Origin of the sequence: Sulfolobus tengchongensis, from assembly GCF_036967215.1 — an archaeon.
In the GTDB taxonomy this organism is placed as follows: Archaea; Thermoproteota; Thermoprotei_A; order Sulfolobales; family Sulfolobaceae; genus Saccharolobus; species Saccharolobus tengchongensis_A.
Genome location: NZ_CP146016.1, coordinates 1122427 through 1139334 on the forward strand (window position 1 = coordinate 1122427; position 16908 = coordinate 1139334).

The window sequence follows — 16908 nt, forward strand, 5'->3', positions numbered from 1 at the left end:
TATAAATAGGCATTTTTACAAATTCTTTATAGACGCATTATGCCAAGAGTTAATATAGCAGCTGAAGCTGACCTTATTGAGCAATTGGAAAACGAAGCAAAAAAGAGAGGTTACACTATATACTCATTGACCAACACTGCTCTAAAGGCTTTATTAAAATTACTTAAAGAGGGAGAGGATGCAAATACCTTAGAAAGCCTAGTTGATTATTACCTAATATCCAAGGCATTAGATATAGTCCCAGTAACCACATGGTTCTTGGAGAATTTAACCAAATTAGCCTATGAAAAAGATAGTAAACAATATGAAAATGTATGTGAAGAAGTAGGAGAGCAGATAGGATCATTTTTAAGGTCAAAAGCTTCTACATTAGACGAGTTATTCGATTTCTATAACGCGATAAAAATCATATTGCCTATAAGAAACGTTGTAGCTAAAAATACTGGTGATTTAATAGAGTTTAGAATTACTGGTACTGGTTTCAGTGCAATTTCTACTTTATGTGCCGGAAGAATATTTGCAAAGATAGCAGAAGCTTATGATCTAAATATACAAGATATTGATGCGATACCTGGTGGAATAGTAGTAATTAAAGCGAAAATTTTAAGGCCAACCTAGAATAGCATTGCACGCTGAAAATATTCTACATATAACTTGTTGCGTTTCTAATGGGAACTTACTTATCGAGTAAATTTTCTTTGCTAGTTTTAGAATTTTTTCTGAAAAATCTCCGTGAGGAAAAGCACCTATTCCTATAATTAAATTCTCATTTGATCTGCAAATTTCTTCAGGCGATATCTTCTCTCCCTTTTCAGAAAGTAAAATCAGATTATATTTGGATAAAACGTCTTCTAAAGTGAGATTTGTCACTTCCATCAAAGTTTCACCACCGTTAATTGGTATTTTGCCATATTTCAGTAATTGTTCCATTAGACCTATGAATCTCATATAATTCTTTGGCGGTCTCATGTTGGGATTTACTCTTATTATTTTAGATTGCACAGTATGTATGAAAAAATTACCCTTAATTGTTGGATCAGTTAACATCACAAGTAATGCTTGATGTACAATATCCGGTCTTCCTCTTTTATAATTATCCTTCAGATTTTTCATAGCGTGATAATGGAGTGAGATGTCTAGCAGTGTTTCCTCTGGTTTCTTACCTCTCCTTTTAGCGTTTTTAACTACTGCAGGATGGTTTATTATCTCTTTCGGTACTAATTCTAAACTGGCTTCCAATAAGATTATATTCAAATTCATTAGAGTATTTAAACGCAAAGGGGGTTTTAGTAGTTATTGTGAAAAGAAAAAATCAAATTAGGAAAAGGATAATAGAGCTTATAGAGCAAGCTAATATTACTGCTAGAGAAGGGAATATAGAAATAGCAAGAGAATATATTAAATTAGCCGTAATGTACTCCAGAAAAGGAAGAGTGAAAATCCCATTAAAATATAAGAGAATGTTCTGTAGAAGGTGCTTCACGCCATTAATTCCGGGATTAACCGAGAGGATACGAATTAGGTCAAAAATATTAATCAGAACATGCTTAATTTGTAATTGGCAGAGGCGATATGTCGTCACAAGAAATAAAGGAATTAATAAAAAGAGCCACAGCTAGAAGTGCAGATGTGAGAATTGGTAAACAAGGTGTCACTGAAGGTATTTTAAATGAGATAAAAAGAAGACTACAAGAACATAAAGTTGTCAAAATAAAAATAGGAATAAAGGAGATTGAGAATAGGAGGGAGTTCGCTGAAAAAGTTGCTCAATTGACTAACGCTAAGCTTATAGAGGTGAGAGGTTACACATTTATATTAGCTAAAATTGATAGCGATAGATAAGGTAAGGATAAAAGGGCATAGTAATATTAGAGCTTTACATAAAACTACGTTAGAGATAACTAAGGATAATTATCTCACTATAAGGGGAGATTGCATTATCGGAATCTCTGCTGATAAAGGAGCTAAAGATCTTAGTGATAGTTTTAAGAAAATAGCTAAAAATGACGGAAGCTTTATCTATGCAGTAATTAGAGTATATAACCTTATAGACATAATACATGGTAGAGGATCTTTTAAGTTCTCCTTCGAAAATAGCAACAAAATCATATTTCGGAAATCCACCTTTATAGAAGGCTCTACAATAATGATAAACTCTGATAAGGCTGCTAGGGATATAGACAGAAAGATAATAGACTTACTTAAAGCTGAATGGGAGGGTGAAGCTTACATCTTAGCATCTGACAAGGCCCTTAAAGATGAAGAGATTCTTAGAGTAATCATTAATTTTAATCCAGTTAGCTTCACCTAAATCATTTCTTGCCTTAGCTTCTGATTCACATAAATAATAAAATACAACATTTTGTGAAACACGGCATAATTCCTCCTTAAAATTCACTATCATTGTGGGATTGTCACCAAATGTTATTTGAAAGCATTTATCTCTAAATGGCAAGGACTTTGCATCAAACTGTATTATATCTACTATTCCCTTTATTTTATTTAATCTTAAGGATTCCTTGAGCATATATAATCCTTCAATATTGATATCACCTGCTACAACATATACTTTCTTTTTATGAGCTATATTTAACGCAATTGCCCCATATCCAGTAAACGCGTCTAATATAATACTACCATCGTTAATTAGCTCAACATTTCTAAGCCTATCACCTGATAGAGATGGATTAACATAGACCTTAGATATATCTACATAAAATGAAAGACCATTTTCTTTATATATAGTAGCAGTTGTCTTTTCGCCTGCTAAAAATTCTAGTTCATTAGTTCTGAGCTCGCCCTTTACTCTCTTTTTAAGATACACCGCCTTTATTTTAGGATGATTCTGCATGATTTTCTGAGCAACTAGTTTATAATCTACATTAACTCGTTTAGGGGTAATTATCGCTATATCACCAATTATATAAAAACTTCTTACGCCAGGGAAATCTTTATTGAGCCTCTCTGTTCTCATTGTGTTTAAAGAAAGATAAAAAATTATTTAGGTTTAAATTTGTCCATTTCTGAACTGTGACCTGCAAACAGAGATGCGCTGGGTTCCACGTATTTTTTAGCAACGCTTACTGCTATTGCGGCATGAGAGAAACCTACGGCTATTAAAGCAAGTTTTGGAGAACCTTCTTGTTGTACGATGTCACCAGCTGCATATACGCCAGGGAGGTTAGTTTCCATCTTTCCATTAACTAAAATATCCCTACCTTTCATATTTACTCCCCATTTTGGAATATTACCTAAATCACCCTTATAGCCTATACTTATAATCACCGCATCAATATCTAATACTTTTTCCTCTTTTGTTCTATTATCAAATATTATAGCTTGAGTTACTTTATTCCCGTCCCCCTTCACTTCTTTTAACTCATGCCACACATATACGTTAGCTACCCTAAACAGTTCCTTTACACTTCTTTCATGAGCTCTAAATTGATCTCTTCTATGAATTAACGTAACGGATTTAGCTACTGGAGCTAAAGTTAATGCCCAATCTACTGCGGAATCTCCTCCACCTACTACTAGTACTCTTTTGCCCTCAAAATCCTTCTTTCTTCTCACGGTGTAATAAACACCTTTATTTTCATACTCGATTTCTCCCTTAGCACCCAATCTTGATGGAGTTATTTTCCCAATACCCGCTGCAATAAGAATTGTTTTCGTCTTATAAGACCCTTTATCAGTCTTAACTATCCACATGTTATCGTTGGTCTTCTCTATCATGTCTGCCCATTCATTTATCCTTATATCCGGCCCGAACATCTTAGCTTGTTCAATAAGTCTTTGGGCTAATTCGTATGCTTGAATTCCGGGAATACCACCTACATCATATACTATCTTCTCTGGATATAGTGATACTAATTGCCCTCCTAATTCATCTTGAGCATCTATTAACAAGGCTTTCATATCCCTTAATCCAGCATAAAAGGTTGAAAAAAGACCTACTGGACCTCCTCCTATTATCACCATGTCGTACTCATTCATTCACATATCACCTATAAGGTTCTGTTGTTTATACTATTTAAACCTTAATGCAAATTTTTATTACCAAGCATCGTAATGTTATATGTGTTTGATCAAACTCAATTGAGTTTAGCAATTCTTGTAATCCCACTACCCATTTTGACTTATTTATGGTTTAAATATTATAATCTTATAATATCAGAAGGAACGAAATATGTGGGTGAGAAGTATACCGAAGAAGAGATTTTACTATTACCTTCTACTAGTAAAACTGTAAGGGTAAATGGAAAAGTAGTTATCTTAGTTTATGGAGTAAACTCTTGGGTGACAATAAGAGTAAATGGAGGACCAAAGCAAAAGATCTTTAAAATACGTCTATTAAATGAAATTGGGGATTTAGAACTTATCAATGAAAGTAAAGTTTTTCAAGTAAAAGTTAAACTGAGATATTCTGCCTAACTATTAATATCAATGAAAAAAGTAATAATCCTACTACGTTAACCACAATCCACATATAATATCCAAAATATGAGGCCAATGGTTCAAAATTCATGCCAACCAATATATTTAATGAATTAATTAATGCAAGGCCCATAGTAGTATTGGCACCTTTCTGCAAAACCGCAATAATGGAATAAAGTACTGAAATCGCTAGCTCATTGAAAATACCTGTTATTAATATTCCTAAAACATACAGTTCGGAGTAAAGAAGAAGAGAGGGAATTGACCCTAATATAGCCGATATTATCAAGAGTTTGAACTTTCTGATTTTCCTATCAGCCAAAAAAGTTAAGCTACCACCAATAATTGAAGAAGCCAGTAAAAGAGACGCAAATAAACTAGAATTCAACAAGCTTAAATGCATATAATAGTATGCAAATGAGGGATAAAGTTCTCCAATGGCGTAGTAAACACCCCATATTCCAGCTAATGCTATGCCTAGAATTACGATCTTATAATCCCTAATCATCTTCCAATTAGGCTTAAGGTTTGGATTACTAATGTTAATAACTAATGAGGCAAACGTTAGGATAGATAGTATATAGAATGATAAGTCCTTACCAAAGGCTGAATACCAGTTTAGACCTATGAGACCACCTATTGCAAATGCAGTATTATATATGCCCAATGCTAATCCTGGAGAATCTTTATTTAATGATGCCAAAATGCCCCCGCCAGTGGAAAAGAACATTGAAGCACCAACACCATCTATAAGATAAAATATTAGCAATTCGATGAAATTGCTTGATGAGGCTACTAATAATGGCGAGATACTCATGATTACAAGGCCTAAAATTAAGGTATTTCTTAGCCCTATCTTAGTTGATAGATAAGCTGAGGGCACTTGCATAATACCAGAACCTAAGAAGAAGGAAAAGGGGATTAATCCAAGAACTCGAAATGATATATTTAACTTGATTGCAAAATAAGGTATCAATGGTGCTAAGTAAAACCAATGAATAGCGTAAATGACTCTAGCAATTATAATTCTTAATCCCTTCATTGTTGCAGTTGACAATTAATACCATGACTATTAAGTTTTTCCTTAAGCTTTGGATTAAAGGAGGAAGAATATTATAGCTTTTACTTAGATATGAGATATAAATGAGAGTTAAGATAGTTAGCAAGCCAATTGCTCAACTAAATAGCTTTGTAGAAAAAATTAAGGAAATCTCCTTCAGATTAGGTTTTGAGGTAGTTGATAGTGATTTTGACTATGTTATAGCAGTAGGTGGAGATGGAACTTTATTAAGAGCTGTTAAACAAGGTAAACCCGTAATTGCAGTGAAAGCAGGAAGAAGAGGACTGTTAATGGACGTACCTATGGATAAAATTGAAGATGCGTTGCTCAGATTGAAAAAGGGAGACTATAAGGAAGAGGAATACATGCTTCTGGAAATGATTTCTAACGATAAAGTGGAATTAGCATTTAATGAGGCAGGAATACTATATGATAGACCAGAAGCTATAAGAATTGGTATACAGTTTGATACAGAAAAAGTTTCCGTAGAAGGTGATGGTGTGCTAGTTTCTACACCTCAAGGAAGTAGTGGATGGGGATTATCAATAACAAATTCTCTATTATATAAAGATTTAAATGCAATAGAGATCATATTCGTGAACCCCATTTTCTATTATTTGAGATCAGTGGTAATACCGCCAAAAACCTTAACATTAAAATTGGAGGATAAGGGATATCCACAGACAGCTAGAGTTGTGGTAGATGGTGAAGTTGCTACATTGATAAAAACTAACCAACAAATTACAATTAGGGTATCTAAGAATAGGGCGAAAATATTAAGATTCTATAATTTAGACTTAATAGGAGAAGTGCTCCATGCATATCATATTTGACACGTCTGCATTTCTTGCGGGACTGCAACTATCTTTAGACAAAGTATATACTACACAAGAGGTAATAAATGAAATAAAGGACAGTTATTCTAGATTTAATTTAGAGATCTCTATATCTTCGGGAAAAGTAATAGTAATGAAGCCATCACTAAAAAACAGCGATAAAGTTTTTAAAGTACTAAATGAGATAAGGGAGAGAAAACTATCTAAAACTGATATATCAATCATAGCGTTAGCGTTAGATTTACAGCCATCAATTGTTTTTACTGATGACCTATCAGTTCAAAACGTACTTAAATACCTGGGAATACAATTCTCATCAGTAAAAATTAGCAAGAAAGTAGAAAAAAGCTTTAAATTTAAATATATGTGCTTAAACTGTAAGAGGGAATTCGAAACAGTTTATGAGGGATGCCCGTATTGTGGAGGAGAAATTATAAAAAGAAGAGTATACTGAATTGTCAAGAAACCAAATATAATGTAAAAATAAATTAAATACTCTTTATTAATAAATGATAACCATGGATTACTATACGTTATATACACAGTCAATAGAGAAACCAGAAAACTATTGGGAAAGTTTTGCTAACAGACTATTTTTCTTTGATAGATGGAATAGAGTAATACTAAGAGATAATAAATTGCCTACTGCCAGATGGTTCATTAATGGAACTACAAATATTGCATATAACGCTCTTAATCATTCAGGGAAGGCACTAATATTCTATCAAGAAAACAAGAAAGCTGAAGAAATTAGCTTCAGTGATCTGAATAAAATAAGTTCAATGATAGCTGGATTACTACTAGATAAAGGAGTAAAAAAAGGAGATAGAGTAGCAATTTATATGCCTAACACAATTCAAACTATAGCCACAATACTAGCTTCTGCTAGGTTAGGAGTTATCTATACATTAATCTTTGCTGGATTAGGAATTAACGCTATAACTAGTAGAATTTCGAATTTAGAGCCTAAATTAGTAATTTCTACGGATAAAACTTTTAGAAGAGGAAAGGAAATAAAACTCTATACGAATCTAGCCAATCTTGTGTTACCTAGGGATACCGTCTTCGATTATCCAACTGAATATAAAGAGTTCGAACATATAGAAAGCAATGAACCATTAAAAATAATGTATACCTCTGGGACTACTGGGAAACCTAAAGGCGTAATACTACCTCATGGGGCTTGGATGGTTGGAAACTATTCTGTGTTTGATTTAATGTTTTCGCTAAAGAACAATGATATAGTTTTAACTACTGCTGATGTAGGATGGATAACGTTTTCAAGAATTATGTACGGAACTCTTACACACGGAGCTACTTTGGCATTTATGGAAGGAGCACCAGATTATCCAGCAAATAGACTACCTAATATAATTGATGAGTTACAACCTAAGGTTCTGTTCACTTCACCTACATTACTTAGAACACTACAAAAGATGGATATTAAACTACCTAAAGTAGAATTTATAGCTACGGCAGGAGAAATAATGGATGAGACCTCATGGAAATACGCAATGAGATTTTCCGATAAAGTAGCTGACGTATATGGACAGACTGAACTAGGTTACGTTGTAGGATATCCATATAGCTTAGACGGCGTTGAGCCGAAAATAGGATATGCAGGATTGCCATTTCCAGGGGCAATAATGGATACTGTAAATGAGGAAGGAAAGAGTATAAGAGGACAAGTAGGACACCTAGTTGCAAAAGCGCCATTCCCCACTCAATTTATAGGAATTTGGAAAGATAACTCCAAGTTTCTGAGCTACTTTGAAAAATTTAACGCACATGATACGGGGGATTTAGCCATAATAGATGACAATAATTACGTAAAGATAGTTGGTAGAGATGACGATATGATAAAGATAGCAGGTCATAGAATAACCAGTGGTGAAGTAGAAAGTGTCATAAATTCAATCGAAGGAGTTGTAGAGTCAGCAGCAGTTAGTATACCAGATGAGATAAAAGGAGAGAAATTGATAGTTTTTTACGTGGGTAACAGCGATGAAAGAACGATAATTACAAAGGTAAGAGAACTCTTAGGCCCTATCTATATTATTGACAAGGCATATAAGGTTGAAAGATTACCAAAATCTAGAAGCGGTAAAATAGTTAGAAGAGTATTAAGAGACTTACTATTGGGAAAAGAGATAGATGAAACTATATTGGAAGACCCAGAAGTATTAAAGGAGATAAAAAATGAAATTAAAGGATCCTAAAGAATTTAGAGAGTTCGTTCCAATTACAAAAAAATACATATATTTAAATCATGCTGCTATCTCACCTACTCCTTTACCCTCGTTATTTGAGGCTTATAGGTATCTTTATGAAGTTACGACTGAAGGAAGTATAGCGGTTAGTAAAGAAGAGGAGAATGAATTTTTCCAGATTAGATCTAAAATAGCTAATTTAATAGGGGCTAGCGTAGAAGAAATCTCGTTAATTCCAAATACTAGCTATGGAGTAAATGTTGTAGCACATGGCTTAAATTTTAAAGAGAACGATAATATAGTAACTGATAATTTGGAATTTCCAACTGTAGTATATCCATTTTTGAAATTAGTAAAAAAGGGAGTTAAGGTAAATATAGTTAAAACGACACCATATACATTTGAGGAAGATATTATAGCAAATATTAATAAAAATACAAAATTAGTAGCGATAAGCCATGTAAGTTTCAATACTGGCTTAAGAGTTGACGTAAAAAAGATCGTGAAAGCAGCAAGAGAAAACGGCGCATTAGTACTTCTTGATGTCATCCAAAGTGCAGGTGCAGTAAAAATTAATGTAAAGGAGTTTGATGTGGACTTTGTAGTAGCAGGGGGATATAAATGGTTAATGAGTCCACAAGGATCTGGATTTATGTATGTTAAAAAAGGTCTTATAGAAGATCCACCATTTTATGGATGGAAATCTACGGAAAATTACTTAGATTTCGATTCCACTACATTTAAATTAGAAAAGGGACCTAGAAGATTTGAGCTAGGTACCATAGATGTTGCTTCTAATTTAGCTCTTGCTAAATCTTGTGAGATAATAGATGAAAATATGGATATGATTGAGAATTCCGTGATGCATCTTTCACAGTTCGCAATAAAAATTGCACATGAATATGGATTAGAGGTAATCACACCGGAAAATAAAAGAGCTGGAATAGTAATAGTAAAAACAAAGAGAGCGAGAGACATTGCAAAGGAGTTATTTAAGGAAAATATTGTAATATCACCAAGAGGAGAAGGCATAAGAATCTCAACGCATTTCTATAATACAGAGGAAGAAATACAGGCTACAATGGAGAAAATTTCTGCTATTAATAGAAAAATTAACTAACATTTTTGACTTTATATTTCTCTATATTATTTATTGTTTCTTCTATATCTTCCATGATTCTTACAAGCATTCCATATATCACTTCATCATCCTCATTGTCTAAATTATCGACTATTGACAATATGTCTAAAAGCTCTTGCGACAGTATTGGTGAAATAACACCTAACTTCATCAGTTGGAATATCGCATCTTCCTTTGAAATAAAGGTGATAATACTAGAGATCTCTTTAAAAAGTATACTTACCAGACCTCTTATCCCCTCTTTTACTTTTTCCTTTAACTGTTGGTTATTTTTAAATTCTTCAAGGCTAACTAAAGTTCCTTCCTCAATCAGTTTGTAATAATCCCAAAAGCTCACAAAATCTTATATGTAAAACAACAATTATATGCATTTAATGATTAAGACATATTATGATGCAGAGGTCTCGTATTTAAAGGAGAACTTTGCCTACGTTCTGGTTATAGGAACTACTGATGTCAGCTTAATACCGGGGATAACGATAGCTGGCGCTACACCTGAATTAACACATTTTACTCCTGCTGCAGATGCTGAATATGTAATTTTAGGGAAATGTAAAAGCATAAACACAATTCCAGTTAGTCCTAACGGAATTCCCACACCTGCCTTATTAACAAGAGCTTCACTTTCATTCATTAACCCTTTAAAATTAGTAGTTAATGCTGGCAGTAGAATTATACCTAAAATTCCTTTCATAGATCTTCACGGAGAACCTGGAAAAGACATCAGACGACAAGCCCTTACAATACAAAAAACTAACGAGATCCTCGAAAATGGTATAAGACTAGGTGAGGAGCTGTCTAATAATTTTAAACTAATAGTAATAGGAGAATCGATACCTGCAGGTACAACTACTGCAATGGCTACATTACTAGCGTTAGGATATGATGCAATGGGCAAAGTAAGTTCAGCCTCTCCAGAAAATCCAAAAGAACTAAAAAGAAAAGTAGTAGAAGAAGCCCTAAGGAACTTACCACCAGATTTGATAGGTAAGATAGCTAAGGTATCTGATCCAGTATTGCTAGGAGTTGCTGGTATATCTTTAGGGTTTAAAGGAAAAATACTACTAGCTGGAGGAACTCAAATGATAGCAGCATCTGCCATAATTAAGGAATTTGACAAAAATAAATTACAAGATATTACCATAGGTACAACGAAATGGGTAGTCGAGGATAGGTCTGCAGATATGCTAGGACTATCCAGGCAAGTAAATGTGAAAGTGCTGGCAAGTATGATAGATCTCACAATATCAGCTTTCGATGGAATTAGAGCATATGAGAAGGGTTACGTCAAGGAGGGAGTAGGAGCAGGAGGAGCCTCAATTATGGCTTTTATGAGAGGAATTACAAATGATATGTTAGTAAAAAGAATTGATGAATACTATAGCCACTTAGTAAGCAATTTAAAAGGTTCAAATATATCATGAAAGTAGAGTCAATATTAAGTAAACTAGAAAATGAATAAAATAATAAATATTTAGAATATGGATTTCACAATCTTAGATTAAAAGACCCATTTGCCCTGCTGAGAAAAATCAAAGTCCATCACATAGACGCTTATAATCAAAGGTTAGGGTTTACAAAATATATAGGACCTATCATTACACCTTAGTTTGGGTAGAGGTAATGAGATTGACAATCTGATTGACGATATCTTTCGATATTTCAGTCAAGATATGAATTGACGATTCAAGACTTGAAAATCTAAAGGGGGCTGAAAATAATATTGCCTTATCATCACAAGAAAGGATCGAAAATGATAACTGTTTATCAACTTCAATAATCTTAAGTTTTTCTTTAATTTCATTACGGATTTGGCTAGTTTCTTGCACCAAATTTCGTAGATTCTCTCTTAATACACTTATTTGGGATAAGGTTTGCCGCCTTCGTCTTATCCCATAATATACTATTAATCCTATTGCTAGGAGAGATAATAGTAAATCTAAATATATTATCTCCCTTATCATTGTGAACAATAATAGTAATAAATCTACAACTCCAATTAATACTGGAATAATTATCGTAAAATACGTTATTTGCTTGTAAAGTGATTGACTTCTCTCCAGCTCCTTTTTTAGTCTATTCTCTTCGTCTTTCTTATAAGCTTCTCTCTGATTAATTAACCATCTAGCCCAGTTCTTATCACTAGTCACCACTAACGTATTAACTCCACTAGCTGCTCTTGTCAATATTTCAGAAGCAGCTTCTTGATCAATGCTATACGTGACTACTAAAATTGATGATGTAGCCGTAACTAACATACTTTTTACAAGATCTATCAACTTCTTGCTTTCCTCAAACTTAACAGACATTATAGTATATTGTGTAAAGAGAGTTTTTAAGGTATAACTTCGGTTGAATCTAGTATTGGATTATAATATAAATCACTGAGTCTAATTGTACCATTTTTTATCAATATCTCTACCTCTGGAATTATTGACAATACCGTGCGAAGATACTCCTTATTAACTTCGTCAACTATCTTAAATCCTTCTTCTCCCCAATATCGTTCTTTCTGCGCATATAAACATCTGCCACCACAATAGTTTTTGAACTCACACTTCTTGCAATCGTCAGGTAAAGGATCTTCCAAAAGCTTATATCCTTTATCTAAATCACCTAGTTCGGCCCATTTTTCTCTTACCGCTATCGGGCAAGAAAGAATTCTCCCATCTGGTGTTATTGTTACCGATGAGTAGCCTGCCCCGCACGGAGAGCCTCTATATCCGTTATAAAAATGTGCGCTAATTACACCTAATATTGGTATAATCTTAACTACTTTCCCCTCCTTTAGCTTAGATAAGAAATATTCAGTAAGTTTTCTAACTCCTAGCAAATATGATGACGCCCATCTTTTAAAATCCCATTCCTCGCTCCATATGACATCTAGTTGCCAATGCACTTTGTCAAATAGACCTAAATTTAGTAAATGCATAACGTCAACAAAAATATCAGTATCTTGCGTGACTGTCATTCTTGCTATAGTTTCAACACCTAAATCCTTAAGATATCGTGCAGACCTTATTACAGCTTTATAGATACCTTTTCCCCTATGCTTATCAGTAATTTCCTCTCTACCATCTATAGATAATAACACGAGGTTAATTTTTCTCCAATATTTTTCTGGAAGAAGTTTAATTGCTATACCATTAGTTTGTATCCCATACCTCTTAGCCTTTACATTATCTAAAACTGAGATAATGAACTTATAATTTAGCAAAGGTTCTCCGCCATAGAATATTATAGTAGCATCATTATCTCTTTCAATAATCCTCTTAATTTTATTTATATCATATTTTGTTTCATAAGGTACAATATTAGCAGGAAAAGAGCCACCACAATAATCACATTTAAGATTACACTTACCTGTGGTCATTAATAGCCATAGCATTATGTTATGAAAAACTTGGACATTTTTATATCCTCTTTATGTAATCAAGAGTAATCTTAGTAGCAATATCCTCTTGTGCTCTCTTTACGTTATAATAGAGTCTTAACGAATGGTAAATCAATCTAATGTAACCATCTAGAGAAACGCTATTTAAAGGCCGTGTAATTCGTATTCTTATTGAAATAGAATTGTCATCTAACTCGAAATATTCAAAGCCATTATTTGAAATTAACGAATTTATAATATCTAATCCAGTTATATACTCTAAGTTTAATGAGGCAACTTCTATACTGCTTTCGGTAATCTTTAAATCTAATCTATCGATCCACCTTTCTGGCATATATAGAACTTCCTTAAGTTTACCAATGGAGGGTAATTGCTGAGAAAATGAGCTTAATATATCTCGTTCCAAATTATTAACGGGATAAATTAAAATTCCATAATCGCTGAATTCCTTTATTATATACCTCTCATTAAATCTACCTTTCACAGCTAACCAATTATCTCTTTCCTCTTCTATTGTAAAACGCTCTAACTCATGCCTAAATGAATATACGTTTAAATAAATCTCCACAGTAACACTGTGCATGTGGAATATTATCAGTAGTGGTCCTTATATCATCTTTCTATAGCACTCGACGTCATCATCTCAGCATCACGCCTGCAATCATCAAGTCTTCAGGGGTAGAACGTCAGCACCAATTTGTATTTCTACTTCTGCTTTAAAGGTTTTACTATATATTTTTTCCCTCTCCAATACACCTCTCTCTTATTCCAGTTATATATGAGGAGGAATAGTGCATAAGGTATGGCAACTACAGACATTATAGACGCAATTAAGGCTTGTTTAGGATACCTTATTCCCCTTATTAAATTCTTAACTATCCATAGAATATATGGAGTAAAAGTAATTATATTGTGAAAAACTAATGTATAAATCAAAATTAAAGTGAAAAATGTACCCACTACTAAATATGCCTTAGCTCCCCTTGGTGAATAAGCCAATATAGTTATTATTTGCCTAGAGGACCAACTTATCAGATTACTCTCATCATAAACGTTAAGCGGTATTGCGTTAATTACAAAACCTATTTTACCTCCTCTTCTTTTTACTATTCTTGTTAAAGTACAGTCATCACACCACTCCTTAGATAGCTCATCTAACACTTCATCATCAAAAAACTCTCTTTTTAGAGCCATTGAGCCACCCCACAAAAATCTAGAACTTTCAAGCGATTGAGACTCAAAACCTAAGGTCCAGAAACCAGCTCTTATTAAATTGCTTAAACTTATTCTGGATGGAGATGGCCACGAAAACGTTGTCGTAGCATCATATTTATCTAGTGGAGAAACTAAGTTTTTTAACCAATCTCTGGGATAGAACGTATCTGAGTCAGCAAATACTATTACCTTATTTGAAGCTCTTAAAATACCCGATAATTGGGCTCTAATTTTACCACTACATATATCACAATTGTAATCTGAGTACACAATCTTAACATTATATTTACTAAGAAGATTTTCAACTTCATCACCTTTTTCGACAACGTATATAACCTCATATGGATAAGGATAGTCTTGCGAAAGTAAAGATTCTACATTTCTTTCTAATCCCACATCAATGCCCTTTATTGGGACAATTATTGATACCTTATCCATAAAACTACCATTTACTGTCTTCCTCAGTTTAATCTCTTTATATGTCTGTAAAATTATCAAAATATCTACTATAAAAACAAGAAAATAGAGAATAAAATAGTAATATTCCATCATTATGGTGTGAAACAATAAGGTATTTAAACATTACACCTTAGTAATACTGTGTACTCGGTATTACTAAGTCCAAGTAACCAAGAAACTTACTTCTTCTTATCACAAAAAATTTATAGAGAATTATTGGTAATTTTTGCAACTTGTGAAGTAAAATATAAAGGAAGGGCTGAATCTAAAGCCTCGGAATCTCCTAGGTTAATAATACTGAAGCCAGATGGCACAGTTATAATACACGAGAGCGTTAAGAGAGAACCTCTTAATTGGCAACCACCTGGAACTCAAATAGACATTATTAATGGCTATCCATTAAAGATTGTTGCTGAAAGAAAAAGACCAAATGAAATAATAGAGATCGTTTTAAAGGAAGTATTTTACATAACTTCGTCGATAGTTAGAGAAGGAGATTTCATGATCAAAGGAAGAGAAATTGACGTAGTAAACATGGTAATGCAAAATCCTAATCTAGTTGAAGAAGGATTTCATCCATTTGCTAGAGAATATAAGACGCCATACGGAAAGGTAGACCTAGTAGGAATGGATAAAAACGGTAATTTTGTATTAGTCGAGGTTAAAAGAAGTAAAGCACAACTTAGTGCAGTATCTCAACTATATCGATATTATCTGTACGTAAAGGAAGTTAAAGGGGAGAAAGTTAGAGGGATACTTATGGCACCGGCTATAACTAATCACGCAGAGGACTTGTTACGAAAGTTAAATCTAGAGTTCATTAAATATGATATAACTAATATTATCCGTTTAAAGGATTAAGGTTGTATCTTAGATTTTAAATAATTTATCACTTCTATATATTTTTCATTAAGTGTTTTATAACTTGTCAAAAATGCGTTAAATTCCTCTATACTATTGTAAAAATTTAGGCAATCAGACGAGAATAAAAAGGAATTTTGCTCATAAGTTGTATTAAGGTTTATAACAGCTTTTATACACCCATTTTTTCCACCCAAACTGATCTTTAACTTCTTTACAACCTCAAAATTAGATGAATACCTAGCAAAGTCATTCGTTAAATGAATGAACAAATACTCTGCATTATGATCTAGACAACTTATTTCATTATAATCTAATCTAAACGCCGTAATTAAAAGTTCAGTTAAAAGTTTTACTGGGATATCGTATTTTATACGTAAATTACTTACCTCGTTAATAATATCTTCCTTGATATTATTAATGACCCCTAATATCTGTCCTTTAGCGTCATTACCTTTCAATACTTGTAAGTTATGCATGTCAATCAGTCTATTCCCGTCGTATGAAAGTCTGACATTATCTGACGAAAACAACGAGAAGTTAAATTTTCCATTAGAAAGACTGAAATTTAAAGAATAATTAGAAGCGTTAACTTCAATTCTCAAGACTCCATTCCTATGACACTCCACTAAAAAACTCGTTTCTTTCATCCAGTTCATCTTTAATACACCGTAGGATCCTTTCTTAAAGACGAATCCCAAAAACCTATTTCGAACCTAACAGAATTTATAAATATTTTTATAAGATTATCATTAATTTCTATTTCATTTAACGCGCTGAGAATAGCCTCAACCCTTTTCTTATACTCATCTGAAGCATAAAATGAAGCCCATAATTTATAAATCTCATGAGGGGTTTCAAGAACATATTCACCAATTATACTGTATCCAAACATACATGGTGTTACTGCAACTAAAAATTCATTCCAACCCATGTTAGCGTAGTAATATAAATGTCTCGTGTAAGCGTAGTTTACTAAATTGTACCCTGTTTTAACTATCTCTTCTCGGCTTATATTAAGCCTAGTGTAAAGCTTACTGTTTGTCTCTAATCCCTTGTCTCTTGTAGTGATAATTACGTTAAGTATTCTCATTACTTTGTCTATAGGACCTTTAGATAAAGCAGATAAAAGAGACTTTAACATATCTTCAACATATTTAGCATCTTGTATAAGGTAATATCTAAAAACGTCAAGAGGTAGGGAACCATTTCTCATTCTAACTACAAATTCATGCTTAGTATACTTGTTCCATAATTCATCCACATTCCTTAGGAGATATTCCATATTGTTCATA

Annotated in this window: 22 protein-coding genes; 11 read left to right on the forward strand and 11 right to left on the reverse strand. The window is 33.2% G+C overall.

Translation table 11 applies throughout. The features are described 5' to 3' along the window. The first annotated feature begins 39 nt into the window (after positions 1 to 39). Complete coding sequence (locus V6M85_RS05285; RefSeq protein WP_338603910.1) at positions 40 to 618, forward strand: hypothetical protein; 579 nt, start codon at positions 40 to 42, stop codon at positions 616 to 618. Here V6M85_RS05285 and V6M85_RS05290 read toward each other — a convergent pair. Continuing rightward, complete coding sequence (locus tag V6M85_RS05290; protein ID WP_338603912.1) at positions 604 to 1260, reverse strand: 16S rRNA methyltransferase; 657 nt, start codon at positions 1258 to 1260, stop codon at positions 604 to 606. The genes V6M85_RS05285 and V6M85_RS05290 overlap by 15 nt on opposite strands. Positions 1261 to 1298: 38 nt before the next feature. On the opposite strand from V6M85_RS05290, the gene V6M85_RS05295 reads away from it, so the two are divergent. Genes V6M85_RS05295 through V6M85_RS05305 form a run of 3 tightly spaced genes read left to right on the forward strand, consistent with a single transcriptional unit; the run spans position 1299 to position 2311 of the window. Continuing rightward, complete coding sequence (locus V6M85_RS05295; protein ID WP_338603914.1) at positions 1299 to 1619, forward strand: ribonuclease P protein component 4; 321 nt, start codon at positions 1299 to 1301, stop codon at positions 1617 to 1619. Further along, entirely contained in the window at positions 1573 to 1842 is a 270-nt protein-coding gene (locus V6M85_RS05300) for a YhbY family RNA-binding protein (RefSeq protein ID WP_338603916.1), read from the forward strand. The genes V6M85_RS05295 and V6M85_RS05300 overlap by 47 nt, the downstream gene beginning before the upstream one ends. Continuing rightward, positions 1826 to 2311, forward strand: a complete 486-nt coding sequence (locus V6M85_RS05305; RefSeq protein ID WP_338603919.1) for a DUF371 domain-containing protein — start codon at positions 1826 to 1828, stop codon at positions 2309 to 2311. Before V6M85_RS05300 ends, V6M85_RS05305 begins: the two co-directional genes overlap by 17 nt. Here V6M85_RS05305 and V6M85_RS05310 read toward each other — a convergent pair. Next, positions 2234 to 2974 carry a methyltransferase gene (locus tag V6M85_RS05310; protein ID WP_338603922.1) on the reverse strand — a complete coding sequence of 247 codons (741 nt, stop codon included), beginning with the start codon at positions 2972 to 2974 and terminating at the stop codon, positions 2234 to 2236. The two genes, V6M85_RS05305 and V6M85_RS05310, sit on opposite strands and share 78 nt — an antisense overlap. 23 nt (positions 2975 to 2997) lie before the next feature. Further along, on the reverse strand, positions 2998 to 3996 hold the full coding sequence (locus V6M85_RS05315; protein ID WP_338603925.1) for an NAD(P)/FAD-dependent oxidoreductase: 999 nt from the start codon (positions 3994 to 3996) through the stop codon (positions 2998 to 3000). 84 nt (positions 3997 to 4080) lie between these two features. Between V6M85_RS05315 and V6M85_RS05320 the strand changes: the two genes are divergently transcribed. Further along, positions 4081 to 4434: a hypothetical protein gene (locus V6M85_RS05320; RefSeq protein ID WP_338604618.1), complete on the forward strand. Its 354-nt coding sequence runs from the start codon at positions 4081 to 4083 to the stop codon at positions 4432 to 4434. Here the strand turns inward: V6M85_RS05320 and V6M85_RS05325 are convergent. Next, on the reverse strand, positions 4412 to 5479 hold the full coding sequence (locus V6M85_RS05325) for an MFS transporter (RefSeq protein ID WP_338604621.1): 1068 nt from the start codon (positions 5477 to 5479) through the stop codon (positions 4412 to 4414). The genes V6M85_RS05320 and V6M85_RS05325 overlap by 23 nt on opposite strands. Before the next feature lie 101 nt (positions 5480 to 5580). Here V6M85_RS05325 and V6M85_RS05330 point away from each other — a divergent pair, with 101 nt between their 5' ends. The 4 genes from V6M85_RS05330 to V6M85_RS05345 all read left to right on the forward strand — a co-directional run bounded on the left by V6M85_RS05330 (position 5581) and on the right by V6M85_RS05345 (position 9663). Next, positions 5581 to 6330 (forward strand): NAD(+)/NADH kinase, encoded by a 750-nt coding sequence (locus tag V6M85_RS05330; RefSeq protein WP_338603928.1) that lies wholly within the window; start codon positions 5581 to 5583, stop codon positions 6328 to 6330. After that, positions 6314 to 6787 carry an NOB1 family endonuclease gene (locus tag V6M85_RS05335; RefSeq protein ID WP_338603930.1) on the forward strand — a complete coding sequence of 158 codons (474 nt, stop codon included), beginning with the start codon at positions 6314 to 6316 and terminating at the stop codon, positions 6785 to 6787. The genes V6M85_RS05330 and V6M85_RS05335 overlap by 17 nt, the downstream gene beginning before the upstream one ends. Before the next feature lie 64 nt (positions 6788 to 6851). Next, complete coding sequence (locus tag V6M85_RS05340; protein ID WP_338604624.1) at positions 6852 to 8552, forward strand: AMP-binding protein; 1701 nt, start codon at positions 6852 to 6854, stop codon at positions 8550 to 8552. Next, on the forward strand, positions 8533 to 9663 hold the full coding sequence (locus V6M85_RS05345; RefSeq protein WP_338603933.1) for an aminotransferase class V-fold PLP-dependent enzyme: 1131 nt from the start codon (positions 8533 to 8535) through the stop codon (positions 9661 to 9663). The genes V6M85_RS05340 and V6M85_RS05345 overlap by 20 nt, the downstream gene beginning before the upstream one ends. Here V6M85_RS05345 and V6M85_RS05350 read toward each other — a convergent pair. Next, on the reverse strand, positions 9656 to 9997 hold the full coding sequence (locus V6M85_RS05350) for a hypothetical protein (RefSeq protein WP_338604626.1): 342 nt from the start codon (positions 9995 to 9997) through the stop codon (positions 9656 to 9658). The genes V6M85_RS05345 and V6M85_RS05350 overlap by 8 nt on opposite strands. Before the next feature lie 61 nt (positions 9998 to 10058). On the opposite strand from V6M85_RS05350, the gene cobT reads away from it, so the two are divergent. Then, on the forward strand, positions 10059 to 11108 hold the full coding sequence (gene cobT / locus V6M85_RS05355; RefSeq protein ID WP_338603936.1) for a nicotinate mononucleotide-dependent phosphoribosyltransferase CobT: 1050 nt from the start codon (positions 10059 to 10061) through the stop codon (positions 11106 to 11108). A 174-nt stretch (positions 11109 to 11282) separates the two neighbouring features. On the opposite strand, the gene V6M85_RS05360 is transcribed toward cobT, so the two are convergent. The 4 genes from V6M85_RS05360 to V6M85_RS05375 form a co-directional block, all read right to left on the reverse strand. Next, positions 11283 to 11993, reverse strand: coding sequence for a hypothetical protein (locus V6M85_RS05360; RefSeq protein WP_338603939.1), 711 nt, complete (start codon positions 11991 to 11993; stop codon positions 11283 to 11285). Positions 11994 to 12019: 26 nt separating this feature from the next. Next, positions 12020 to 13072 (reverse strand): radical SAM/SPASM domain-containing protein, encoded by a 1053-nt coding sequence (locus V6M85_RS05365; protein WP_338603942.1) that lies wholly within the window; start codon positions 13070 to 13072, stop codon positions 12020 to 12022. 25 nt (positions 13073 to 13097) lie between these two features. Beyond that, complete coding sequence (locus V6M85_RS05370) at positions 13098 to 13661, reverse strand: hypothetical protein (RefSeq protein WP_338603944.1); 564 nt, start codon at positions 13659 to 13661, stop codon at positions 13098 to 13100. A 122-nt stretch (positions 13662 to 13783) separates the two neighbouring features. Beyond that, positions 13784 to 14842, reverse strand: a complete 1059-nt coding sequence (locus tag V6M85_RS05375) for a glycosyltransferase family 2 protein (protein ID WP_338603947.1) — start codon at positions 14840 to 14842, stop codon at positions 13784 to 13786. A 51-nt stretch (positions 14843 to 14893) separates the two neighbouring features. Here V6M85_RS05375 and nucS point away from each other — a divergent pair, with 51 nt between their 5' ends. Then, a complete protein-coding gene (gene nucS / locus V6M85_RS05380; protein WP_338603950.1) occupies positions 14894 to 15613 on the forward strand; it encodes an endonuclease NucS in 720 nt (239 codons plus the stop codon). Here nucS and V6M85_RS05385 read toward each other — a convergent pair. Together V6M85_RS05385 and V6M85_RS05390 are read right to left on the reverse strand one after the other, a co-directional pair. Further along, positions 15610 to 16272 carry a hypothetical protein gene (locus V6M85_RS05385; RefSeq protein ID WP_338603953.1) on the reverse strand — a complete coding sequence of 221 codons (663 nt, stop codon included), beginning with the start codon at positions 16270 to 16272 and terminating at the stop codon, positions 15610 to 15612. The genes nucS and V6M85_RS05385 overlap by 4 nt on opposite strands. 2 nt (positions 16273 to 16274) lie before the next feature. Next, a complete protein-coding gene (locus V6M85_RS05390) occupies positions 16275 to 16907 on the reverse strand; it encodes a TenA family protein (RefSeq protein ID WP_338603956.1) in 633 nt (210 codons plus the stop codon). Position 16908: the final 1 nt, after the last annotated feature.